Annotated in this window: 23 protein-coding genes; 14 read left to right on the top strand and 9 right to left on the bottom strand. The window is 72.2% G+C overall.

Going from position 1 to position 23,758, the window contains the following annotated elements:
* The first annotated feature begins 51 nt into the window (after window positions 1-51).
* The 14 genes from ABT118_RS23955 to ABT118_RS23890 all read left to right on the top strand — a co-directional run bounded on the left by ABT118_RS23955 (window position 52) and on the right by ABT118_RS23890 (window position 14,748).
* Entirely contained in the window at window positions 52-894 is an 843-nt protein-coding gene (locus tag ABT118_RS23955) for a TIM barrel protein (RefSeq protein ID WP_350672444.1), read from the top strand.
* A 44-nt stretch (window positions 895-938) separates the two neighbouring features.
* The gene (locus ABT118_RS23950; protein ID WP_350672442.1) at window positions 939-1,832 is read left to right on the top strand and encodes a 2-hydroxy-3-oxopropionate reductase; all 894 of its coding nucleotides are present in this window, start codon (window positions 939-941) and stop codon (window positions 1,830-1,832) included.
* Between the two features lie 304 nt (window positions 1,833-2,136).
* Entirely contained in the window at window positions 2,137-3,279 is a 1,143-nt protein-coding gene (locus ABT118_RS23945; protein WP_350672440.1) for a glycerate kinase, read from the top strand.
* 126 nt (window positions 3,280-3,405) lie between these two features.
* On the top strand, window positions 3,406-4,770 hold the full coding sequence (allB, locus tag ABT118_RS23940) for an allantoinase AllB (protein WP_350672438.1): 1,365 nt from the start codon (window positions 3,406-3,408) through the stop codon (window positions 4,768-4,770).
* Window positions 4,771-4,795: 25 nt separating this feature from the next.
* Entirely contained in the window at window positions 4,796-6,061 is a 1,266-nt protein-coding gene (gene alc, locus ABT118_RS23935; protein WP_350672437.1) for an allantoicase, read from the top strand.
* Between the two features lie 34 nt (window positions 6,062-6,095).
* A complete protein-coding gene (locus ABT118_RS23930; RefSeq protein ID WP_350672434.1) occupies window positions 6,096-7,556 on the top strand; it encodes a catalase in 1,461 nt (486 codons plus the stop codon).
* 182 nt (window positions 7,557-7,738) lie between these two features.
* Window positions 7,739-8,503 carry an IclR family transcriptional regulator gene (locus ABT118_RS23925; RefSeq protein WP_350672432.1) on the top strand — a complete coding sequence of 255 codons (765 nt, stop codon included), beginning with the start codon at window positions 7,739-7,741 and terminating at the stop codon, window positions 8,501-8,503.
* Between the two features lie 122 nt (window positions 8,504-8,625).
* Entirely contained in the window at window positions 8,626-9,522 is an 897-nt protein-coding gene (locus ABT118_RS23920; protein ID WP_350672430.1) for a metal-dependent hydrolase, read from the top strand.
* Between the two features lie 101 nt (window positions 9,523-9,623).
* Window positions 9,624-10,697: a PDR/VanB family oxidoreductase gene (locus ABT118_RS23915; protein WP_350672427.1), complete on the top strand. Its 1,074-nt coding sequence runs from the start codon at window positions 9,624-9,626 to the stop codon at window positions 10,695-10,697.
* A 6-nt stretch (window positions 10,698-10,703) separates the two neighbouring features.
* On the top strand, window positions 10,704-11,573 hold the full coding sequence (locus ABT118_RS23910; RefSeq protein WP_350672425.1) for a M24 family metallopeptidase: 870 nt from the start codon (window positions 10,704-10,706) through the stop codon (window positions 11,571-11,573).
* Window positions 11,570-13,279 (top strand): SDR family oxidoreductase, encoded by a 1,710-nt coding sequence (locus ABT118_RS23905; protein WP_350672423.1) that lies wholly within the window; start codon window positions 11,570-11,572, stop codon window positions 13,277-13,279. The genes ABT118_RS23910 and ABT118_RS23905 overlap by 4 nt, the downstream gene beginning before the upstream one ends.
* Before the next feature lie 82 nt (window positions 13,280-13,361).
* The gene (locus ABT118_RS23900; RefSeq protein ID WP_350672422.1) at window positions 13,362-13,571 is read left to right on the top strand and encodes a cold-shock protein; all 210 of its coding nucleotides are present in this window, start codon (window positions 13,362-13,364) and stop codon (window positions 13,569-13,571) included.
* Window positions 13,572-13,577: 6 nt separating this feature from the next.
* Window positions 13,578-14,201 carry a LysE family translocator gene (locus tag ABT118_RS23895; protein WP_350672420.1) on the top strand — a complete coding sequence of 208 codons (624 nt, stop codon included), beginning with the start codon at window positions 13,578-13,580 and terminating at the stop codon, window positions 14,199-14,201.
* Window positions 14,202-14,271: 70 nt separating this feature from the next.
* Complete coding sequence (locus ABT118_RS23890) at window positions 14,272-14,748, top strand: DUF1203 domain-containing protein (RefSeq protein WP_350672418.1); 477 nt, start codon at window positions 14,272-14,274, stop codon at window positions 14,746-14,748.
* A 7-nt stretch (window positions 14,749-14,755) separates the two neighbouring features.
* Here the strand turns inward: ABT118_RS23890 and ABT118_RS23885 are convergent, their stop codons facing one another.
* The 9 genes from ABT118_RS23885 to ABT118_RS23845 form a co-directional block, all read right to left on the bottom strand.
* On the bottom strand, window positions 14,756-15,193 hold the full coding sequence (locus ABT118_RS23885) for a type II toxin-antitoxin system VapC family toxin (RefSeq protein ID WP_350672416.1): 438 nt from the start codon (window positions 15,191-15,193) through the stop codon (window positions 14,756-14,758).
* The gene (locus ABT118_RS23880) at window positions 15,190-15,441 is read right to left on the bottom strand and encodes a ribbon-helix-helix domain-containing protein (protein ID WP_350672414.1); all 252 of its coding nucleotides are present in this window, start codon (window positions 15,439-15,441) and stop codon (window positions 15,190-15,192) included. Before ABT118_RS23880 ends, ABT118_RS23885 begins: the two co-directional genes overlap by 4 nt.
* A gap of 64 nt (window positions 15,442-15,505) precedes the next feature.
* Entirely contained in the window at window positions 15,506-16,261 is a 756-nt protein-coding gene (locus ABT118_RS23875; protein ID WP_350672412.1) for a DUF3592 domain-containing protein, read from the bottom strand.
* A 103-nt stretch (window positions 16,262-16,364) separates the two neighbouring features.
* Window positions 16,365-16,661 (bottom strand): hypothetical protein, encoded by a 297-nt coding sequence (locus ABT118_RS23870; protein WP_350672409.1) that lies wholly within the window; start codon window positions 16,659-16,661, stop codon window positions 16,365-16,367.
* Between the two features lie 106 nt (window positions 16,662-16,767).
* Window positions 16,768-17,940 (bottom strand): XdhC family protein, encoded by a 1,173-nt coding sequence (locus tag ABT118_RS23865; protein ID WP_350672407.1) that lies wholly within the window; start codon window positions 17,938-17,940, stop codon window positions 16,768-16,770.
* Window positions 17,941-18,025: 85 nt separating this feature from the next.
* Window positions 18,026-19,507, bottom strand: a complete 1,482-nt coding sequence (locus ABT118_RS23860) for an NCS2 family permease (protein ID WP_350672404.1) — start codon at window positions 19,505-19,507, stop codon at window positions 18,026-18,028.
* Window positions 19,508-19,765: 258 nt separating this feature from the next.
* Window positions 19,766-22,126 (bottom strand): xanthine dehydrogenase subunit D, encoded by a 2,361-nt coding sequence (gene pucD, locus ABT118_RS23855; RefSeq protein WP_350672403.1) that lies wholly within the window; start codon window positions 22,124-22,126, stop codon window positions 19,766-19,768.
* The gene (locus ABT118_RS23850; protein WP_350672400.1) at window positions 22,123-22,608 is read right to left on the bottom strand and encodes a (2Fe-2S)-binding protein; all 486 of its coding nucleotides are present in this window, start codon (window positions 22,606-22,608) and stop codon (window positions 22,123-22,125) included. Before ABT118_RS23850 ends, pucD begins: the two co-directional genes overlap by 4 nt.
* On the bottom strand, window positions 22,605-23,492 hold the full coding sequence (locus ABT118_RS23845) for an FAD binding domain-containing protein (protein ID WP_350672398.1): 888 nt from the start codon (window positions 23,490-23,492) through the stop codon (window positions 22,605-22,607). Before ABT118_RS23845 ends, ABT118_RS23850 begins: the two co-directional genes overlap by 4 nt.
* Between the last annotated feature and the right edge of the window lie 266 nt (window positions 23,493-23,758).

The raw sequence follows: 23,758 nt of genomic DNA, 5'->3' as shown, positions 1-23,758 counted from the left end.
CAAGCAGAATCCCTCTTCCGGATCGTGGAAGTTGGATCGGAAGAGTGAAAGGTGATTGACGTGACTGCCGCTTCCAAGCACAGCTACACGGTCAACCTGTCGATCCTGTTCGGTGAGCTTCCGCTCCTGGAGCGCCCCGCCGCCGCCGCGGCCGCCGGCTTCACCGCCGCCGAGCTGTGGTGGCCCTTCGGTGAGAACCACACCCCGTCGGAGGCCGAGCAGGACGCGCTCCGCAAGGCCTTCACCGACGCGGGCGTGCAGCTCACCGGCCTCAACTTCCTGGACGACCTGACCAAGGGCGCCCGCGGCACCCTCTCCGTACCGGCCGAGAGCGAGCGCTTCCGGGAGAACATCCCGGTCACCGTCGCGCTCGCCGAGTCGCTCGGCACCAAGGCGCTCAACGCGCTCTACGGCAACCGGGTGGAGGGCGTCCCCGCCGCCGAGCAGGACGAGCTCGCGCTGGAGAACCTCACCCTCGCCGCGCAGGCCGCCCACTCGATCGGCGCGATCCTGCTGATCGAGACCCTCAACAAGGCCGAGTCCCCGGACTACGCGCTGGTCACCGCCGAGGCCGCGATCGCGGTCGTCGACAAGGTGAACGCCGCCACCGGCCTGGGCAACGCGAAGTTCCTCTGCGACCTGTACCACCTGGCCCGCAACGGCGAGGACCTGGCGGCCGTGATCGCCGCCCACGCGGACAAGATCGGCCACGTGCAGATCGCCGACACCCCGGCCCGGAACGAGCCCGGCACCGGCGAGCTGGACTTCGAGGACCTCTTCGCCCGCCTCACCGCCGCCGGGTACACCGGCCGGATCGGCCTGGAGTACCGCCCGGCGAACGGCGTCAGCGCCGACAGCTTCGAGTGGCTCCCGCGCGAGCACCGCGCCAACTGAGCCCTCTCCTCCCCACCCTCCCAGCACGAAGGAATGCGACGCACATGAGCGCCTCCCGCAAGATCGCCTTCATCGGCCTCGGCATCATGGGCAGCCCGATGGCCGCCAACCTGGTCAAGGCCGGACACACCGTCACCGGCTTCAACCTCCAGCAGCCCGCCATCGACGCCCTGGTGGCGGCCGGCGGCAAGGGTGCGAACTCCATCGCCGACGCGGTGAAGGACGCCGAGATCGTCATCACCATGGTCCCGGCCGACCCGCAGGTCGAGCAGGTCATCCTCGGTGAGGGCGGTGTGCTGGAGAACGTGGCCGAGGGCACCCTCGTCATCGACATGTCGAGCATCACCCCGCAGACCTCGATCAAGGTCGAGGCCGCCGCCAAGCCCAAGGGCATCCGCACCCTGGACGCCCCGGTCTCCGGCGGCGAGGCCGGCGCGATCGAGGCCGTGCTCTCCATCATGGTCGGCGGCGACGCGGCCGACTTCGCCGAGGCGAAGCCGATCCTGGACGCGCTCGGCACCACGGTCATCCACGTCGGCCCGGCCGGCGCCGGCCAGACCGTGAAGGCCGCCAACCAGCTCATCGTGGCCGTCAACATCCAGGTCCTGGCCGAGGCCGTGGTCTTCCTGGAGAACGCGGGCGTGGACCTCCCCGCCGCGCTCGACGTGCTCGGCGGCGGTCTGGCCGGTTCGACCGTGCTGAACCGCAAGAAGGGCAACATGATCGACCGTCAGTTCGCCCCGGGCTTCCGGATCGACCTGCACCACAAGGACATGGGCATCGTCACCGACGCCGCCCGTGCCGTCGGTGCGGCCCTGCCGGTCGGCGCCGTGGTGGCCCAGCTGGTCGCCTCCGCCCGCGCCAACGGCGACGGTTCGCTGGACCACTCGGCCCTGCTGCGGGGCGTCGAGCGCCTCTCCGGCCGCGAGGTCAAGTAACTCCATAGCTCCTCCTGGTGGCGTGTACCTGTCCGGTCGTGCCCGCGCCACCAGGAGGTCATTCTCGGTCGGCGGCTGCGCTGGGGCTCATACCGTTCAGCCGCCGACCGTCCCAAACCGGTGACATCCGCACACCCTCCCGGGGGCACTTCGGTCGTGCTCGCGGACGTCACCCGGCCCCCTCCCTCGCCGAGGGGAGCCTCTCGTACGTCGGAAGCGGGACGAGAGGAACGGCGGGGAGGGGGCGCACCCCCACTTCTGGGCAGAAGCTTTGAACACCAGCGATACGGAAAGAGGCCCACGCATGCCCGCCACCCCCACTCAGGGTCATGTCGTCGTCGCCCCCGACAAGTTCAAGGGCACGCTGGAGGGCGCCGAGGTCGCCGCCCGGATCGCGGCCGGCATCCGCCGGGTCGCCCCGGACGTGGAGATCCGTGAGCTGCCGGTCGCCGACGGCGGCGAGGGCACCCTCGCCGCGGCGCTGGCCGCGGGCTTCAAGCGGGTCGCCGTGAAGGTGGCCGGCCCGACCGGCCTGCCGGTGGACGCCGCGCTCGCCGTGCGGGGCGACACCGCCGTGGTCGAGCTGGCGCAGTCCTCCGGACTGGCCCGGCTCCCCGGCGGTCGGACCGCCCCGCTGGCCGCGGGCTCGTACGGCGTGGGCCAGCTGATCGGCCGGGCCGTGGGCCTGGGCGCCAAGCGGATCGTGCTCGGCCTGGGCGGCAGCGCCTGCACCGACGGCGGTGCGGGCATGGTTCAGGCGCTCGGCGTCGGTCTGTACGACGCCGACGGTGCCGAGCTGGCGCCCGGCGGGGCCGCCCTGCGCAAGCTGGCCAGGATCGACCCGGGCTCGCTCGCCGACGCCCTCACCGGGGTCGAGATCGTGGTCGCCTGCGACGTGGACAACCCGCTGCTCGGGGTCCGCGGCGCGACCGCCGTCTACGGCCCGCAGAAGGGTGCGGACGTCGAGGACCTGCTGATTCTCGAAGAGGGCCTGACCCGTTGGGCGGACACCGTCCGCGACACCACGGGCCGGGACCTCCGGAACGCCCCCGGCGCCGGGGCCGCAGGCGGGGTGGGCTTCGCCGCCCTCGCACTGCTCGGCGCCACCATGCGGCCCGGCATCGAGCTCCTGCTCGAACTGCTGGGCTTCGACGAGGCCGTGCGTGGGGCACGACTCGTCGTTACCGGCGAGGGATGCCTGGACGCGCAGACGCTCCACGGCAAGGCCCCCGCCGGCGTCGCTGCGGCGGCCACCCGGGCGGGGGTTCGGGTGGCCGCCGTCGCCGGACGGCTGGAGCTCTCGGAGGACCAGTGGCGGGCGGCCGGGTTCGTGGCGGCGTACGCGCTGACCGACCTGGCGGAGCAGCCCGGCGACAGCATGACCAAGGCGGGCGAGCTGGCCGAGGTGGCCGGTGCGCAGCTCGCGGCGGACCTGCTCAAGCTCTAAGGCTCATCGTACTTTCCTACATTGACGTTTTGTTGAAGGCGGGCCTAGGCTCCGGTGCACGGAGCCCCAACTGCCCCGAACGCCTTCGGTTTACCCCCACTCGTACGCTCGGTTCGGAGGTTCCAGATGCTCATCGGTGAGACGCCCGCGACCACGGCGGTGATCCGTTCCCGCCGCGTGGTCCTGCCGGACGGCGAGCGTCCCGCCGACGTGCTGATCCGGGACGGCCGGATCGAGCAGATCGCCGAGCACGGCTCGCTGCTCGCCGGCGACCTGCACCTGACCGACCTCGGCGACACCGCGCTGCTGCCCGGCCTGGTCGACACCCACGTGCACGTGAACGAGCCCGGCCGGACCGAGTGGGAGGGCTTCGCCACCGCCACCCGGGCGGCCGCCGCCGGCGGGGTCACCACGATCATCGACATGCCGCTGAACTCCATCCCGCCCACCACCACGGTGGACGGCCTGGCGGCCAAGCGGAAGATCGCCGCGGACCAGGCCTGGGTCGACCTCGGCTTCTGGGGCGGCGCCATCCCCGGCAACGTCGCGGACCTCGAACCGCTGCACCGCGAGGGCGTGTTCGGCTTCAAGAGCTTCCTCGCCCCGTCCGGGGTGGACGAGTTCCCGCACGTCGAGCAGGCCGACCTGGAGCTGGCGCTGGCCGAGCAGGCTAGGATCGGCGCGCTGGCGATCATCCACGCCGAGGACCCGGCCGTGCTGGAGGCCGCTCCGCAGCAGCCGGGCGTGCACTACCGCGACTTCCTCGCCTCCCGCCCCGACGACGCCGAGGCGGCGGCGGTGGCCCGGCTGCTGGACACCGCGCGCCGGACCGGCGCCCGGGTGCACATCCTGCACGTCTCCTCGGCCGCCGTGCTGCCGCTGCTCCGGCAGGCCCGCGCGGACGGCGTCCGGGTGACCGCCGAGACCTGCCCGCACTACCTCACCCTGTCGGCGGAGGAGGTGCCGGACGGCGACACGGCGTTCAAGTGCTGCCCGCCGATCCGGGACGAGTCCAACCGCGACCTGCTCTGGGCCGCGCTCGCCGACGGCGAGTTCATCGCGGTGGTCTCGGACCACTCGCCCTCCACCCCGGACCTGAAGCTGCTGCAGAAGTACGGCGGCAGCGGTGACTTCGCGGCCGCCTGGGGCGGCATCGCCTCGCTCCAGATCGGCCTGCCGGCCATCTGGACCGAGGCCCGCAAGCGCGGCCACAGCCTCTCCGACGTGGTGCGCTGGATGAGCAGCGGCCCGGCCTCGCTGGTCGGCCTGACCGGCACCAAGGGCGCCATCGCGGTCGGGTACGACGCGGACCTGGTGGCCTTCGACCCGGACGGCGCGTTCGCGGTCCACGCCGAGCAGCTGCACCACCGCAACCCCGTCACGCCGTACGCCGGACGGACCCTGAGCGGAAACGTCCTGACCACCTGGCTGCGCGGCCGGGTGGTGGATGTCGACGCCGAGCCGTTCGGCCGCCAACTCGCCCGATCCTAGATGGCTCGAAACTAAGGAGACTCAGTTGAGTACCAGTCAGACCCCGAGCGCTCCGTTCACCGAGCTGGTCAACCTGGCCTCCCGCCTGCTGGGCGCCGGTGTGGTCGCCACCAACGAGGACACCTTCGCCGACGCGGAGAACCTGCTGGTCGCCAAGCCCGCCGAGTTCCGCCCGCACACGTTCGGCCACAAGGGCCAGATCATGGACGGCTGGGAGTCCAAGCGCCGTCGCGGCGTCTCGGCCGAGCAGCCGCACCCGACCAACGAGGACCACGACTGGGCGATCATCCGCCTGGGCGTGGCCGGTGTGATCCGCGGCGTGGTCGTCGACACCGCGTTCTTCACCGGCAACTACCCGGAGACCGGCTCGGTGCAGGGCGCCTCGGTCGCCGGGCACCCGTCGCCGGAGGAGCTGGACGCGGCCGAGTGGGTCGACCTGGTGCCGCGGACCGCGCTCCAGGGCAACACCGCGCACGAGTTCGAGGTCACCGACGGGACCCGCTTCACCCACGTCCGGCTGAACATCTGGCCCGACGGCGGCGTGGCCCGCCTGCGGGTGCACGGCGAGGTGCTGCCCGACCCGCGCGAGCTGGACGGCCTCTCCTTCGACCTGGCCGCCCAGGAGTTCGGCGGCGTGGCCGAGGCCGCCTCGGACCGCTACTTCTCCTCCCCGCACAACCTGAACGCTCCGGGCCGCGCCTCCGTCATGGGCGATGGCTGGGAGACCCGGCGTCGGCGCGACAAGGCCAACGACTGGGTACAGATCGCCCTGGCCGGGGGCGGCGAGGTCCTGGCCGCCGAGGTGGACACGTCCTACTTCGTCGCCAACGCCCCTGGCTGGGCCGACCTGGTCGGCTACGACGCCTCCAACGGCGGCAACCCGTCCGAGGACGCGGACGGCTGGTTCGAGCTCCTGCCCCGCACCCGGCTGCAGCCGGACACCCGGCACCGGTTCCGCCTCGCGGCCGGCCGGACCGCCACCCACGTACGGATCAACGTCTACCCGGACGGCGGCCTGGCCCGCCTGCGCCTGACCGGCCGGCTGACCGAGGCCGGCCGCGCCGCCCTGGCGCTGCGCTGGTTCAACGCCGTCCCGGCCACCGAGGCCGCCGCCGCCCTGACCGAGGCCGGCCTCACCCCGGCGGAGGCCACCGCGCTGACCGCCGCCCGCCCGCTCGCGGACGCCGCCGCGACCACCGCCGCGGTGGCTGCCCTGCAGCCGGCCGACGGCCCCGACGGCGAGCAGTCCTCCCGCCGCCGCTCGGCCATCTGGCGCCTGCTCGGCGTCTGACACCCTCCGCCCCGCGTACTACTGAAGGACCGTCATGTCGAAGATTCTGACCACCGAGTCCGGCGCGCCGATCGCCGACAACCAGAACTCCGCCTCGGCCGGCGAGTACGGCCCGCTGCTGATCCAGGACCAGCAGCTGCTGGAGAAGCTGGCCCGCTTCAACCGCGAGCGCATCCCGGAGCGCGTCGTGCACGCCCGCGGCTCGGGCGCCTACGGCTACTTCGAGGTCACCGACGAGGTCTCGCAGTACACCCACGCGGACTTCCTCGCCGAGGTCGGCAAGCGCACCGAGGTCTTCCTCCGGTTCTCCACCGTGGCGGGCAACCTGGGCTCCAGCGACGCGGTCCGCGACCCGCGCGGCTTCGCGCTGAAGTTCTACACCGCGCAGGGCAACTACGACCTGGTCGGCAACAACACCCCGGTGTTCTTCATCAAGGACCCGATCAAGTTCCCCGACTTCATCCACTCGCAGAAGCGCGACCCCTTCACGGGCGTGCAGGAAGCCGACAACGTCTGGGACTTCTGGTCCCACTCGCCGGCCTCCACCCACCAGATCACCTGGCTCTTCGGCGACCGCGGCATCCCGGCCTCGTACCGTCACATGAACGGCTACGGCAGCCACACGTACCAGTGGGTCAACTCCCAGGGCGAGGCCTTCTGGGTGAAGTACCACTTCAAGACCAACCAGGGCATCCGCTCGCTGGACGGCGACCAGTCGGCCGAGGTGCTCGGCGCCGACGCCGACAGCCACCAGCGCGACCTGCACCAGGCGATCGAGCGGGGCGTGTTCCCGTCCTGGACCCTGTACGTGCAGCTGATGCCGGTCGCCGAGGCGGCCGACTACCGCTTCAACCCGTTCGACCTGACCAAGGTGTGGCCGCACGCGGACTACCCGCTGGTCAAGGTCGGCCGGCTGGTGCTGAACAAGAACCCGGAGAACGTCTTCGCGGACGTGGAGCAGTCGGCCTTCTCGCCGAACAACTTCGTCCCCGGCATCGGCCCCTCCCCGGACAAGATGCTGCAGGGCCGCCTGTTCGCCTACGCCGACGCCCAGCGCTACCGCCTCGGGGTCAACCACACCCTGCTCGCGGTGAACGCCCCGAAGGCGACCGTCGCCGCCAACTACGGCCGGGACGGCCTGTCGGCGGTCAACGCGGCCGGCCGCGGCAAGAACTACGAGCCCAACTCGTACGACGGCCCGGCCCAGACCGACGCCCCGCTGGCCGCCCCGGTCCGGCTGGAGGGCCACACCGGGACGTACACCACCCCGGCGCACACCAAGGACGACGACTTCTTCCAGGCCGGTGAGCTCTACCGCCTGATGTCGGACGGCGAGAAGTCCCGCCTGATCAACAACATCGCGGGCTTCCTGTCCCAGGTCACCCGGGACGACATCGTCGAGAAGAACCTGGCCCACTTCCACGCGGCCGACGAGGAGTACGGCGCCCGCCTGGAGGCGGCCGTCGCCAAGCTCCGCGCGGGCAACGACAACTGACCGACCCTCCGCATCGGTCACCGGGCCCGCGCCCGGTGACCGGCCGACGGGCCTCTCCCCCCAGGGCAGTGGGGGAGGGGCCCGTTTCGGCATATGCCAGTTGACCGGTTGTCGGCGCGGGCCCGTGCGGGCTGGACCGGGTGGCTACGCTGGACGGGACGGCGGGTACGGAAGGGGAGGCCATGTCGGTACGGGGGCAGGGGACGTCGGTCTCGGCGGGGCCGTTCGGGGTGATGCGGCGGGCGCTGCGGGTGCTGGAGACGGTGGACCGCCACCCGGGCGGGGTGCCCGAGGCCGCGCTGGCGCGGGAGTTGGGGCTGCCGGCGGTGGTGGTGCGGGAGCTGGCCGAGGCGCTGGAGCTGGAGGGCTACCTCGCCCGCGAGGACGGGTTCTGGGTGCTCGGCGGGGCGGTCGCGGTGCTCGGGCAGCAGAACCGGGAGCAGCTGGTCCGGGCCCGGATGGAGCGCCGGCTGGCCGAACTGCGGGACGAGCTGGGCGCGGCGGTCTACTTCAGCCGGTACCACGACGGCGAGTTGACGGTGGAGGCGGTCTCGGCCGCCGACCACGCCCCGGCCGTGACCGAGTGGGTCGACTTCCGCGCCACCGCGCACGCCAGCGCGATCGGCAAGTGCCTGCTCGGCCAGCTCGACCACGACGGCCGCCGGGACCACTTCTCCCGTCACCCGGCCGCCCGGCTCACCGCCAGGACCATCACCGACCAGCAGCAGCTGATGCACCGGCTGGAGTGCCAGCCCGCCACCGTGCCGGTGCTGGACATCCAGGAGTACGCCCTCGGCACCGTCTGCGCGGCCGTCCCGGTCTCGGCCGGGAGCACGGTCGGCTGCCTGGCCACCTCGCTGCCGGTCGGCCAGGTGCACCGCCTGCGCGCCGCGGCCGAGCTGCTGGCCGACCGGGCGGCGCCGTTGATGCTGGCGATGGCGGTCTGACCGGGCAGGTCTCTTATTAGACGCGATGTCGATAGGAATGGCCGAACCCCTTGTGGGGCGCCGTACCCGCGAGTAGGTTGCCTGGAGTCGAGCCGCCCACCCGCCGGTCAGGAGGCCCTCCCATGCCGCCCCGCCCCGTTGTGCCCCCCGCCGTCCACGACAGCCTCGTGCTGGAGCCCCGTGACGTGCACTTCGACTGGTCCGAGCTGCCGCTGCACTGGATCCCGGACGAGCCGATGGCCACCCACACGGTGAACGTGCTGCACCTGCTGCTGCCCGAGGGCGAGCGCTGGTTCGTCGAGGTGTTCAAGGACGCGCTGCCGCTGATCACCGACGAGCAGCTGCGCGAGGAGGTGCTCGGCTTCATCGGGCAGGAGGCGATCCACGCCGAGGCGCACCAGGAGGTGCTGGACCACCTGCTCGGCCAGGGCCTGGACCCCCGGCCGTACGTGCGGCAGGTCAGCTGGCTGTTCCGCCGGGTGCTCGGCGCCCGGCCCGGCCTGACGCCGGTTCAGCAGCGGGAGAACCTGATCGAGCGGGTCGCGTTCGTCGCCGCGATCGAGCACTTCACCGCCTTCCTCGGCAACTGGGCCCTCAACTCGCCCGGCCTGGACCGGGCCAAGGCCGACCCCACCATGCTCGACCTGCTGCGCTGGCACGGGGCGGAGGAGGTCGAGCACCGGAGCGTCGCCTTCGACCTGATGGTGCACCTGGACCCGGGCTACCTGCGGCGGCTGCGCGGGATGATGATCTCCGGGCCGACGCTGTTCCACCTGTGGATCCGGGGCGTCCGGTTCCTGATGGCGGCCGACCCGAGCCTGGACGGGGCGCTCAGGCCCACCTGGCGGGAGGCGCAGCGGATCGCCCGGCGCGGACTGCTGCCGGAGCCGGGGCGGATGGTGCGGTCGGCCCTGCGCTACTTCCGCCCGGGCTACCACCCGACCCAGGAGGGCTCCTCCAGCCAGGCCCTCAGCTACCTGGCCGGGTCGCCCGCCGCCCGCTCCGCCGCGAGCCGGTAGGCGGCTGCGGTCCAGGGGCTGGTTGCCCGCTCCTGCGGCCGGCATCGCAGTTCCCCGACCCCTGTTCGTGCTGTCCGGTGTGCCGAAGATGGAGCCTGTGCATGGATCTCGAAACGCCTCCGCCCGACCTGTACGGGCGCCCCGGTGCGGACCGGTTCCTGCGCCGGATGACCGCGTTCGCCGACTGGTACAACCCGTTGATGGGCCGGCCCGGGGTGCGGCGGAGTCCGCGCCGCCCCGCGGCCCGGCCGGTGCCGCCGCTCCAACTGGTGGTGACGGTGCACCGGCCGGTGGCCGAGGGCGTGGTGGAGCTGCGGCTGGCCGACCCCGGTGGGGACCCGCTGCCGGCCTGGCAGCCGGGGGCCAGGATCGAACTGACGCTGCCGTCCGGTCTGGTGCGGCACTACTCGCTCTGCGGTGACCCGGCCGACCGCGGCACGTACCGGATCGCGGTCCGCCACCTGCCGGACGGGGGCGGCGGATCGGCCGAGATCCACGACCGGCTGCACCCGGGCGTGCGCCTGTCCGCCCGGCGGCCGCGGAACGGCTTCGCGTTCTGCGCCGAGCCGGCCGTCCTGCTGCTGGCCGGCGGGATCGGGATCACCCCGCTGCTGCCGATGGCCCGGCAGGCCCAGCACCTGGGCCTGGACTGGCGGTTGGTGCACGTCGGCCGGAGTGCGGAGTCGATGCCGTTCACCGAGGAGCTGCGGGCGCTGGACCCGGACCGGGTCGAGTTCCTGACCGAACTCACCCCGGCGGCCGAGCTGTTGGCCCGGGCGCCGCGCGGTGCCGCGGTGTACTGCTGCGGCCCGGCGCCGATGCTGGCGGCCGTCCAGCGGGCCTTCGACCCGGCCGCCACCCGGGCACTGCACTTCGAACGCTTCGGTGCCGCCCCGATCCTGGACGGGCAGCCGTTCACCGTCCAACTGGGCTCGGAGGGGGCGAAGTTGGAGGTCCCCGCCGACCGCTCCGCGCTGGACGTGCTGCGCGAGGCCCGCCCCGGGCTGCCGTACTCCTGCCACCAGGGCTTCTGCGGCACCTGCAAGGTGCGGCTCACCGCCGGCACGCCCGCCCACCGCGACCGCCGCCTCACCGAGGAGGACCGGGCCGCCGGGGCGTTCCTGCCCTGCGTCTCCCGGGCCGCCGAGGGCGAGACCCTCGTACTGGAGGTCTGACCACCCATGACGTTCCCTTTCAGTGAGTACGACCTGACCCGGTTCCGGGAGACCCAGCAGCTGGCGTACCACTGCGCCGAGCAGGTGGCGGCCTGGATCGAGCCGGGCGTGACCGAGCGTCAGGCCACCGCCAAGCTGCGGAAGTGCCTGGTCGCGGCCGGGGTGCAGGACTTCTTCCACGTGCCGTTCGCCTGGTTCGGCGACCGGACGGCGTTCCGGCACTTCCACACGCCGCTGCAGTTCTTCGCGGGCAAGCGGGTGCTCCAGGAGGGCATGCCGTACGTGCTGGACTGCGCCCCGGTGGTGGACGGCTACACCGCCGACATCGGCTACGGCGGCAAGGTCGGCGAGAACCCGGTCTGGGACAAGCTGGCCGGTGACCTCAGGGTCTACCGGGAGCTGATCCTGAGCGAGGTGCGGGCCCGCAGGCCGCTGAACGAGATCTACGCCGCCGTGGACGCCCAGATCGCCGAGCACGGCTACGACAACCGGCACAAGGTCTACCCGGGCCGGGTGATCGGCCACCAGGTGACCCGGATGACCGCGCGCGGCCCCGCCGGGGTGAACGTCTTCGGCTTCGGGGTGCGTACACTCCAGACGCTCGGCCGGGAGCTGATCAGCGAGCGGCTGCACGGCCGCTCCCCGCTCTGGGCCGACGGCCGCTCCTCCCGGCACGCGCCGACGCCGGGGATCTGGGCGGTCGAGCCGCACATCGGCTTCCGCGAGGTCGGCATCAAGTTCGAGGAGCTGCTGGTCGTGACGGACGACGACGCCTACTGGCTCGACGACGACCTGCCGCACGTCCGCCGCTGGACCGCCGCCGCGACCGTCGCCACCGCGCCCGCAGCCATCACCACCGAGGGAGCAGCCCGATGATCCGCCGCCGCACCGTCGACTCCGGCGGTCTGCCGCTCGCCGTGTTCGAGCAGGGCGACCCCGCCCACCCCACCGTGATCCTGGTGCACGGCTACCCCGACACCCACGTGGTCTGGGACGACGTCGCCGCCGATCTGGCCGCCGACCACCACGTGGTCCGCTACGACGTGCGCGGCGCGGGGGAGTCCGGCGTGCCGGCGAGCCGGGCCGGGTACCGGCTGGCGCTGCTGGGGGCCGACCTGTTCGCGGTGGCCGACGCGGTCAGCCCCGACGCGCCCGTGCACGTGGTCGCGCACGACTGGGGCTCGGTGCAGTCCTGGGAGGCCGTCACCGAGCCCGGCGCCGAGCAGCGGCTGGCCTCGTACACCTCGATGTCGGGACCCTGCCTGGACCACCTGGGCTTCTGGACCCGCAAGCGGTTCCGCCGTCCGACGCCCCGTCACCTGCGCCAGCTGCTGGTGCAGGGCGCGCACTCCTGGTACATCACCGCCTTCCAGCTGCCGCTGCTGGCCCCCGCCACCTGGAAGCTCTGGCTGGCCAAGTCCTGGCCCCGGGTGCTGCGCGACCTGGAGGGGGTCACCCCCCGGCCCGGGCACCCGCAGGCCACCCTCAAGCAGGACGCGGTGCGCGGCATCGAGCTGTACCGGGCCAACATGCGGCAGACCATCGGCAACCCGCGCGAGCGCTACACCGAGGTGCCGGTCCAACTGCTCACCCTGAGCCGGGACCACTACGTCAACGAGTTCCTCTCCGAGGGCCTGGAGCACTGGGTGCCCCGGCTGACCCGGAGGACCGTCAGCGGCACCCACTGGTCGGCGCTGCTGGAGCACGGCCCGGTGGTGGCCGGACACGTCCGCTCCTTCGCCGCCGCCGTCTCGGCGGGCGACGAGCCGACGGCGACCGGCGAGCTGGTGGTGATCACCGGCGCGGGCAGCGGCATCGGCCGGGCCACCGCACTGGCCTTCGCGGCCGAGGGCGCCCGGGTGGTGGTCTGCGACCTGGACCCCGACTCGGCCGCCCGGACCGCCGAGCTGTGCACCCTGAGCGGCGGCACCGGGTACGCCTACCAGCTGGACGTCAGCGACGGCGATGCCTTCGACGTCTTCGCCCAGCGGATCGCCGCCGAGCACGGCGTCCCCGACGTGCTGGTCAACAACGCCGGCATCGGCCACTCCGGCACCTTCCTGCAGACCACCGAGAAGGAGTGGCAGCGGGTCCTGGACGTCAACCTCTGGGGCGTCATCCACGGCTGCCGCGCCTTCGGCACCCTGATGGCCGAGCGCGGCCACGGCGGACACATCGTCAACCTCGCCTCGGCCGCCGCCTACCTGCCGTCCAAGGCGCTGGCCGCGTACGCCACCAGCAAGGCCGCCGTCCGGATGCTCTCCGACTGCCTGCGGGCCGAGCTGGCCTCCTCCGGCGTCGGGGTCTCGGCGATCTGCCCCGGGCTGGTCAACACCAACATCACCCGCACCTCCACCTTCTCCGCCACCACGGCGGACGAGCAGGCCGCCAAGCAGGAGCGGGCCTCGAAGCTCTACGCCCGGCGCAACTTCCCGCCGGAGAAGGTCGCCACCGAGATCGTCCGGGCCGTCCGGCGGAACAAGGCGCTGGTCCCGGTGACGGTCGAGGCCAAGGGCGCCCACCTGCTCAGCCGGCTCGCCCCCGGCCTGCTCCGGCTGGCCGCCCGGCTCAACGTCACCTGAGGGCGTGTCAGAACGCGCGTCGGCACGGGGTGTTTGGTACTCCTGAGGAGGACCGAACACCCCGCGCCGAGGAGATCCGCAGATGGCCACCGGTACCGTGAAGACCTTCCACACCGACCACGGCTACGGGACCATCGTCCCCGCCGACGGAGGCCCCGAGCTGACCTTCTACTACGACTCCATCCTGATCGAGGGCATCGACCGGACGCTGCCCGACGGCCAGCCGGTCGAGTACGAGGTGACAGTTCAGGAGGACCGTCCGGTCGCGGAGCAGGTCCGCCCACTAGGCTGACCGGCCATGGGGATATCCACGGCACTCTGGTCCTTCGCCCTGGTGGTCGGGCTGCTCACCCTCACACCGGGTCTCGACACCGCGCTGATCCTGCGGACCGCCGCCCTCGGCGCCCGGGCCCGGGCCTGGGGCGTGGTCCTCGGCATCGGCTCCGGCACGATGGTCTGGGGCACCCTCAGCTCGCTCGGGATCACCGCCCTGCTCACCGCCTCCCGGCTGGCGTACGAGACGCTGCGCTGGGCCGGCGTGGTCTACCTGCTCTGGATGGGCTTCCAACTGCTGCGCAGCAGCAGTGCCCTGGCCGGTCCCGAGCCCGAGGAGACCGGGGGCGGCGGCTTCTGGTCCGGCTGGCGCCGGGGCGCCCTGACCAACCTGCTCAACCCCAAGGTGGGCGTCTTCTACGTCGCCGTCCTGCCGCAGTTCATCCCGGCCGGGGCGCCGCACCTGCCGATGGGCGTGCTGCTCACCTCCGTGCACGTCGCAGAGGGCCTGCTCTGGTCGGTCTTCCTGATCGCCTTCGCCCGCGCCGTCCGCAGCTGGCTCCGCCGCCCGGTGGCCCGGAAGGTGATGGACCGTCTGACCGGCGTCGTCGTGGTCGGCTTCGGCCTCCGCCTGGCCGCCTCCGACTGACCGGTCCGGCCCGAGCGCGACGGCGGGAAACCGCCAGTGCGCCGGGCCCGCCCTCGGCAGGCTTGGCCGTATGACGAAGCTGCAGATCAACGCCATCGACGCCGCCACCTGCGCCCGGCTGCGCGAGCTGGACGACGCGGGCCGCCCGCCGGTCGAGTCCGTCGACGAGACCGGCGGTGCCCCGCTGCGCTGCTGCCTCACCCGCGCCTGCCCCGGCGACCGGATCGCCCTGGTCGCGTACACCCCGCTGGCCGCCTGGGCCGCCGAGACCGGCGCCGACCCCGGCCCCTACCTCGAACGCGGCCCGGTCTTCCTGCACGCCACCCCCTGCGCCGGCCCGGCCGAAGGCTGGCCCGCCACCATGCACACCGGCCCCCGCATCCTCCGCGCCTACAGCAGCCGGGGCCACATCCTCGGCGGCCGCCTGGTCCGCCCCGACGAGGCCGAGGCCGCCGCCGCCGAGCTGCTCACCGACCCCGAGGTGGCCGTCCTGCACGTCCGGGCGGTCGAGTACGGCTGCTTCATGCACGAGGTCCGCCGGGCGTAGCCGTCGGTCAGAGATCGTGCGGGAGGATGCGGAAGGCCTGATGGACGGTCAGCGGGCTGATCGCCCGGAAGTCGCGCTGGTCGAGTGTGAGGACGCAGTCGGTGCGGAACTCGGCGGCCAGGGCGACGTTCACCGCGTCGGCGAGGTCGAGCCCGAGCGCCGCGTGCCGGAGCCGGACGGCTTGCGCGGTGTCCAAGGTGTCGGCGGTGATCTCCGGGAGCACCGCACGCCCGGCCCGGACCCAGCGCCGGATGTCGTCGACGGCGGCGTGTGCGGCCTGTGGGCCCAGAATCCTCCGGGCCAGGTGGTCCAACTCGGCGAGCAGGACCGGCGAGATGACCAGTGTCCCGGCCGTGCGCAGCACCTCCCTCGCGGAGGCGCCCAGGGGATGGGTGGCGTCGAGGGCGGCGAGCAGGCCGGAGGTGTCGGCCACCACGATGATCACTCGGCGCCGCGCCTGGTCGCCTCGTAGGCACGGGCCCGCTCCGCCCAGACCTCCTCCGCGCCGATCGAGCCGTCGCCCGGGTAGGTACTGCTGAAGAACGGCTCGTCCCAGACGCGGTTGGCCATCGCCGCGAGGTGGACGGCCTCGCGGATGATCTCCGCCTCCGAGATCCCGCGCCGGGCGGCGGCCGCCTTGATGACCGCCAAGTCCTCGGAGTCCGCGTAGACCGTGGTGCGCTTGAGTGCCATGGACGTATGGTACTGCCGACATACGTCGGTCAGGCCGCCGGCAGGTGGACGATCATCACCGGGGTCAGGGGAGCCGGGGCGGGGCGGTTGCGTCCAAGGTGTCTGCGGGTGGGCGGACCAGTTCGAGGTGGTCCGGGTCGGCCGGGTCGTGGCGGATGGTCAGTTCGTCGCCCCGGCGGGGGAGGTCGTACACGGGGAAGGAGGCCACCAGGACCGCCTGGTGGTCGCGTCCGCCGGTCCGGAAGGCGACGGTCAGCTGCAGTTCGGGGTGGCCGGAGTCGTCGGCGGCACCGCCGCCCAGGGCGAGCACGGTCGCGGGGGTGTCGACGCCGTGGTCGCGGAGCCGGGCCACCCGGGCCGCGGCGGCCCGTTCGGCGGCCACCGCCCGGCGGCGGGAGGGCCGTTCGGCGAGGGTGGCGGCGGCCGCGAGCAGGACCAGCAGCAGTGCGGTGCGGAGCGGCCAGTCGCCCGGGCGGTCGAGGGCCAGGGCCACCCCGAGCAGCGGGCCGAGCGGCAGGGCCAGCGCGAAGGCGCCCCAGGGGAGCGTCCGGGCCCGGGTCTCCCCGTGGGCGAGGACCAGCGTCAGCAGGACGGTGACCAGCGCGACGAAGATCAGGCCGATCCCGATCAGGATCGGCCACAGGTCGCCGCTGTCGCAGCTCCGTTCGTATTCGGGGCCGCAGCTCCCGCGCCGCACCGAGACCGTCAGCTGATGCGTGATCAGCCAGGCCTCGCTCGCCAGCAGTCCCGCCAGCACCAGCAGGCCGGTCACTCGCACGGGGCTCACCCGCAGGATGTACGTCTCCGTCGTCTCCGCCACGCGCCGGAGGCTAGCGGGGCGGGCGGCCGACCGGTACCGACTTCCTGCGGCCGGGAGGTGAACAGCGGGTCGCTCACCGGGGCGTCAGCACACCGCCGGGGTGTCAGCTGCCGCCGGAGAGGGCGCCGAGGCCCTTGGCCAGGTCGTCGGCGTTCATGCAGGGGGTGACGGTGACGTGCGCGTTCATCTCCCAGAACGGTTCGAGCAGCGTCACCAGCGACGACTCCTCGGCGAGGTCGGCGAACAGGTAGGCGCAGCGGTGGCCGTTGGTGGGCGCGAAGTACGCGGCTTCCGGCTTCACCGCGCCCATGAACTGCATCAGCGCCTTGGGCATGCTGCCGTCGGCGATCTGCCGGTTGGCGGTCGCGGTGTCGAACTCGACTTGGATCAGGGTGCGCATGGTCCTGGCACCTTTCGTCACCTGGGGCGGTGACGGGCGGGCGGCCCGTCCTTCCTGCACACCAGCGTCTCGCGCGCGAGCGGGGGCCGCCATTCGGGTGAAAGGGTCAGGCGGCGGCGGAGGGAGCGGCCTCCTCGGCGCGGGCCAGGTCGTGGTGGATCGGGCCGCTGCCGGCCGAGAGCGGGAGGCAGGAGCCGCCCCGGCGCTGCGCGACGATCTCGGCGGCGACCGAGACGGCGGTCTCCTCGGGGGTGCGGGCACCGAGGTCGAGGCCGATCGGGGAGCGCAGCCGGCCGATCTCGGCGTCGGTCAGGCCGACCTCGCGGAGCCGGGCGTTGCGGTCGCGGTGGGTCTTGCGGGAGCCCATCGCGCCGACGAAGGCGACCGGCAGCCGCAGGGCGCGCTCCAGCAGCGGGATGTCGAACTTGGCGTCATGGGTCAGCACGCACATGACGGTCCGTCCGTCGAGGGCGCCGAGCTGGGAGTCCAGGTAGCGGTGCGGCCAGTCGACCACGACCTCGTCGGCGTCCGGGAACCGGCGCGCGGTGGCGAAGACCGGGCGGGCGTCGCAGACGGTGACCCGGTAGCCGAGGAACTTGCCGATCCGCACCACGGCGGCGGCGAAGTCGATCGCGCCGAAGACCAGCATCCGGGGCGCGGGGACGTACGACTCGATGAAGAAGGTGACGGTGCCCTGGCCGGCCTCGTCACAGGGGCGGCCGTCGAGGCCGAGCACCAGCTGTCCGGTGCGGCCCGCGTCCAGCATCGCCCGGGCCTCGGCCACGGCGGCGCGTTCGAGCGCGACGGCGGTGGAGGGGGCGGGGGTGAGCGAGCCGTGGTGGGTGTCGGCGGTGACCGCGACGGTGGCGCCGAGCAGTCCGGCCGGGCCGTCGATCACCCGGGCCAGCGCGACCGGGGTGCCGGAGGCGATGTAGGTGATGCCCGCGTCCAGGGCGGCGTCGGCACCGGGCACGATCGGCTGGACGAAGACGTCCAGGATGCCGCCGCAGGTGAGGCCGACCGCGAAGGCGTCCTCGTCGCTGAAGCCGAAGCGCTCCAGCACGGGGGTGCCGGAGGCGATCGCCTCCCGGCAGAGCTCGTACACCGCGCCCTCGACGCAGCCGCCGGAGACCGAGCCGATCGCCTCGCCGTCGGCGTCCACCGCGAGCGCGGCGCCCGGGTCGCGCGGTGCGCTGCCGGAGACACCGACCACGGTGGCCACGGCGAAGGAGCGCCCGGAGGAGTGCCAGGCCAGCAACTGCTCGGCGATGTCCTGCATTTCGGGGGCTCCCAACAAGAAAGTGGAGGGGTGGGACAGGGCAGCCGCTGTGCGAGGGCTGACCCCCCGCACAGCGGCTCTGGTACTAGTGAACTCCCAGCCAGTCCTTGATCGGCGTCAAGGCGAAGTAGACCAGGAAGACACCGGTCAGGATCCACATCAGCGGACCCGGCTCGCGCCACTTGCCGCGCCCGGCCTTGATGACGCAGTAGGTGATGACACCGGCCGCGACACCGGCGGTGATGCTGTAGGTGAACGGCATCAGGACGCAGGTGAGGAAGGCCGGGATGGCCACCTCGCGGTCGGACCAGTCGATGTGCCGGGCCTGACTCATCATCATGGAGCCGATCACCACCAGGGCGGCCGAGGCCACCTGGACCGGCACCATGCCCGCGAGCGGGGTGAAGAAGAGCATCAGGGTGAAGACGCCGCCGGTGACCACCGAGGCGAGCCCGGTGCGGGCCCCCTCGCCGACGCCGGTCGCGGACTCGACGAAGACGGTCTGCCCGGAGGCACCCGACAGACCGCCGATGGCGCCACCGGCACCGTCGACGAAGAGCGCCTTGCTCAGGCCGGGCATCCGGCCCTGCTTGTCGGCCAGACCGGCCTCGGTGCCGACGCCGATGATGGTGGCCATGGCGTCGAAGAAGCCGGCCAGCACCAGGGTGAAGACGGCGACCGAGGCGGAGATGGCGCCCATGCCCTGGCTGCCGAACGCGCCGAACAGGTCGACGTGGCCGAACAGGCCGAAGTCGGGCGAGTCCACCGGGCTGCCGGGCCACTTGGGCACCTGCAGGCCCCAGACCTTGTCGTCCAGGCCGGCGGCGGCGTTGACCACGAAGGCGATCGCGGTGCCGAAGGCGAGGCCGATCAGGATCGCGCCGCGGGTGTTGCGGACCAGCAGCACGAAGATGGTGAGCAGGGTGATCGAGAAGATCAGCACCGGCCAGCCGGACAGCTCGCCGGTCGGGCCGAGCGAGAGCAGCGGGCCCTTGCCCTGGAAGACGAAGCCCGCCTTGTTGAGACCGATCAGAGCGATGAACAGGCCGATGCCTATGGTGATCGCGTGCTTGATCGGCAGCGGGATGCCGTTCATGATCTTCTCGCGCAGGCCGGAGACGACCAGCAGCACGATGGCCAGACCGTAGATCACACAGAGCCCGAAGGCCTGTTCCCAGGTGGTGTGCGGGACGACGATCGCGGAGATCGCGCCGGAGACCGAGAGACCGGCCGCCGCGGCGAGCGGGACGTTGCCCACCACGCCGAGCAGGATCGTGGTCACGGCGGCCGCCAGGGCGGTGGCCGTGGTCAGCTGCGCGTGGTCCAGGTGGACCCCGTTCTTGTCGGCGCCGCCGAGCAGGATCGGGTTGAGCAGCAGGATGTAGGCCATCGCCATGAAGGTGGTGAGGCCACCGCGGAGCTCGTTGCCGAAGGTCGAGCCGCGCGCCGAGATCTTGAAGTAGGCGTCCAGCGCGTTCTTCGGCGGTTTTGCCTCGGACGGCGTGAGGGAGTCGTCCGTGGCGGGTCTGTCGTCAGTGGTGCCGGGCTCCGTGGAGATCCGGGTCATGTCCACTCCCAAGGTTCAAAGGGGGTTGGGGTGGGCGAGTCGACCTGATATGCCGATAGGAGTTGGCACAGAGGGGGACTGTTCGACTCACGAGGTGCACTCAAGCGGTGCCTGCGGTGCGGGGTGGTACGCACCGCTGCAGAACCCCGGCGTGGGAGAGGCAGCAGGTGGTGGTGCTTGATGGTGCGTCACTGTCTTGTTCTCTTGTGGTGCGCCCCGGGGCGGCGGGGAAGACGGTCGCCGCCCCGGGGAGGCTTTCTAGAGCGTCCCGGTCAGGTGTTCCGGCCTGACGGGGATGCGGTTGAGGGCGATGCCCGTGGCGGCCCGGATCGCGGCGACGATCGAGGGCGTGGCGGACACGGTGGGGGCCTCGCCGACGCCGCGCAGCCCGTACGGGGCGTGCGGGTCGGGGAGTTCGAGGATCTCGACCGGGATCGGCGGGGTGTCCAGGATGGTCGGGATCAGGTAGTCGGTGAAGGACGCGTTGCGCACCTTCCCGTCCTTGACGATGATCTCCTCCATCACGGCGAGGCCGAGGGCCTGGGTGCAGCCGCCCTGGATCTGGCCGACCACCGAGAGTGGGTTGAGCGCCTTGCCGACGTCCTGGACGGCGGTCAGTTCGACCACCTTGATCAGGCCCAGCTCGACGTCCACGTCGACCACCGCGCGGTTGGCGCAGAAGGTGTACTGGACGTGGCCGAAGCCCTGTCCGGTGACCTTGTCGAACGGGACGGTCGGGCGGTGGTGGTGCTCGCGGGTGAGGTCGATGGCCTCCTCGCCGAGCAGGTCCACCATCGGCACCAGCACGCCGGCCGACTCGGAGACCACCTTGCCACCGACCAGGTCGATGTCGTCGTGGATCCAGCCGTAGCGGCGGCGGCCCTTGGTGATCAGCGCCTGCTTGACCGCCTCGGCGGCCAGCTTCACCGCACCACCGGTCATGTAGGTCTGCCGCGACGCGGAGGTCGAACCGGCCGACCCCACCTCGGTGTTGGCCGGGTGGATGGTGACCTGCTCGACCCCGAGCTCGGTCCGGGCGATCTGGGCGTGCACGGTGACGCCGCCCTGGCCGACCTCGGCCATCGCGGTGTGCACCATGGCGACCGGCTCGCCGCCGATGACCTCCAGGCGGACCCGGGCGGTGGAGTAGTCGTCGAAGCCCTCGGAGAAGCCGACGTTCTTGATGCCGACCGAGTAGCCGATGCCGCGGACGATGCCCTCGCCGTGCGAGGTGTTGGACAGCGCGCCGGGGATGGCGCGGACGTCCAGGTTCTCCAGGTCCAGCGGCGGCGGGAGCGGCATGTCCTTGACCCGCTGGAGCAGCTCGGCGACCGGGGCCGGCGAGTCGATCAGCTGGCCGGTGGGCATCCGGTCGCCCTCGGACATCGCGTTCAGCTGCCTCAACTCGACCGGGTCCATGCCCAGTTCGGCCGCCAGCTTGTCCATCTGGGTCTCGTACCCGAAGGCCGCCTGGACCGCGCCGAAGCCGCGCATCGCGCCGCAGGACGGGTTGTTGCTGTAGAGCGCGATGGCGTGCATCCGCACGTTCGGGATCACGTACGGGCCGTGGCCCAGCGAGGCGGCGTTGCCGACCACAGCGGGGGAGGCGGAGGCGTACGCGCCGCCGTCCAGCACCAGCCGGGCGTCGGCGTAGACCAGCTTGCCGTCGCGGGTGGCGCCGTGCTCGTAGTACATCTTCGCCGGGTGGCGGTGCACGTGGCCGAAGAAGGACTCGTCCCGGGCGTAGACGATCTTGACCGGCTTGCCGGTGTGCATCGCCAGCAGCGAGGCGTGGATCTGCATCGACAGGTCCTCGCGGCCGCCGAAGGCGCCGCCGACACCGGCGAGGGTGAGGCGGACCTTCTCCTCCGGCAGGCCCAGCACGGGGGCCATCTGCTGCCGGTCCACGTGCAGCCACTGGGTGGCGACGTAGAGGTCGATGCCGCCGTCCTCGGACGGGACGGCCAGACCGGACTCCGGGCCGAGGAAGGCCTGGTCCTGCATGCCGACCTCGTAGTGGCCCGAGACCACCACGTCGGCCAGCGCGCGGACCTCGTCGGTCACGCCGAGGCCGGAGACCAGCCGCTGCTCGTGGCAGATGTTGTCGTAGCCGTGCGACTTGAACTCGTGCGGCTCGTGCACGTAGCCGTAGGTGCCCGGGTTGAGGCACTGCTCCTCGGTGACGATCGGGGTGAGCACCTCGTACTCGACCTTGATCTTCTTCACCGCGCGGCGGGCCGTCTCCGGGTGGTCGGCCGCGACCAGCGCGATCGCCTCACCGTGGTAGCGGACCTTGTCGATCGCCAGGGCCGGCTGGTCCTGGATCTCCAGGCCGTAGAACTTCGTGCCCGGGATGTCCTTGTGGGTCAGCACCGCGTAGACGCCGGGCACCTTGAGCGCCTCGGAGATGTCCACGCTGACGATGTTGGCCCGGGGGTGCGGCGAGCGCAGCGCCATGCCCCAGAGCATGTCCTCGTGCCACATGTCGGACGAGTACGCGAACTCGCCCTTGACCTTGAGGTTGCCGTCGGGGCGCAGTGGCGAGCCGCCGATGCCGTCCGGGCTGGAGGTCCGGATGTCCTGCAGGTTCTTCTGACCCTGGATGGTGCGAGTGCTCATTCGGAGGCCGCCTTAGCGCACTTGCGGGCGGAAGCCAGCCGCACCGCGTCCATGATCTTCTCGTAGCCGGTGCACCGGCAGAGGTTGCCCGAGAGCGCCTCGCGGATGTCGTTGTCGCTCGGCTGCGGCTCGTTGTCGAGCAGCGCGTCGGTCTGCACCAGCAGACCGGGGGTGCAGAAGCCGCACTGCACGGCGCCGGCGTCGATGAACGCCTGCTGGACCAGGCCCAGCTCGCCGCTCTCCTCGGTCAGGCCCTCGACCGTGCGGACCTCGCGGTCCTGCACCTGCCCGGCCGCGACCAGACAGGAACAGACCGGGGTGCCGTCGAGGTACACCGTGCAGGAGCCGCACTCGCCCTGCTCGCAGGCGTTCTTGGAACCCGGCAGGCCGACCCGCTCGCGCAGCACGTAGAGCAGGCTCTCGCCCTCCCACACGTCGTCCGCCTCGACCGGCTTGCCATTCGCGGTGAATGTGACCCTCATGCCGCGCTCCTGATCTGCTTGCTGTAGTCGTTCCAGGTCCAGGTCAGGGTGCGGCGGGCCATCACGGCCAGCGAGTGCCGCCGGTAGTCGGCGGTGCCCCGGACGTCGTCGATCGGCGAGGCGGCGGCCTTCACCAGCTCGCCGAACCGCTGGATCACCTCGGCGCCCAGCAGGTCGCCGGACTCCCACAGGCCGCGCTCGGCGAGCACGCCCGCCAGGAACTCCTCGGCCTCCACGGCGCGGCGCGGCGTGGGGGCAGCCGAGCCGATCCCGGTGCCGACCGTGCCGTTCTTCGGGTGCAGCGCGAAGCCGAACGCGCAGACCGCGATGACCATCGCGTTGCGGGTGCCGATCTTCGAGAACTGCTGCGGGCCGTCGGCCACGGGGATGTGGACGGCGCGGATCAGCTCGTCCTGCTCCAGCGAGTTGCGCTTCACCCCGACGTAGAACTCGTCGATCGGGATCATCCGGGTGCCCCGCACCGAGGCGGCCTCGACGAAGACGTCACGTCCGGCGGCGAGCAGCGCGGGGTGCGCGTCACCGGCCGGCGAGGCGCCACCGAGGTTGCCGCCGACGCCGCCGCGGTTGCGGATCTGCGGCGAACCGACGGTGTGCGAGGCGAGCGCCAGACCGGGGAGGGGCCCGGACAGCTCGTTGATGATCCGGGTGTACGGGACCGAGGCGCCGAGCTTGACGACGGAGCCGTCGTTCGACCACTCGGTCAGCTCGGTGATGCGGTTCAGGTCGAGAATCGCGGATGGCCGGTGCACGTCGAAGTTCATCTCGACCATGACGTCCGTACCGCCCGAGATCGGCAGCGCGGTCGGGTACTCAGCCTTCGCCGCGAGCGCCTCGTCCCAGGTAGCGGGCCGAAGGAACTCCATGCGGGTCTCTCCTCAAGTCGTCGCCAGCCGGACATTGGGCACAGTGCCCGGATTCGGTGTATCGGACCTTGCTACCGCCTCGTTGCCTCGGCGTTGAGTCCTGGTCACCGGGGTGTGTCCGGCGGCGTGTTGCCAGTGAACCGCCGACCGTCCGGTCGGAGGCAGTCACCGATGGCATGAAGCCCTTACCGTGGTGTCACCCGGCATCCTGTACGTTCCTCTAAGGCGGACAATTGCCCTGTACAGCGAAGTGCGCGCCGCTACTT

It is taken from the genome of Kitasatospora sp. NPDC002040 (assembly GCF_040296785.1).
Taxonomy (GTDB): Bacteria; Actinomycetota; Actinomycetes; order Streptomycetales; family Streptomycetaceae; genus Kitasatospora.
The sequence above is the reverse complement of the archived record's forward strand: the minus strand, read 5'-3'. Positions and strand labels throughout refer to the sequence as shown.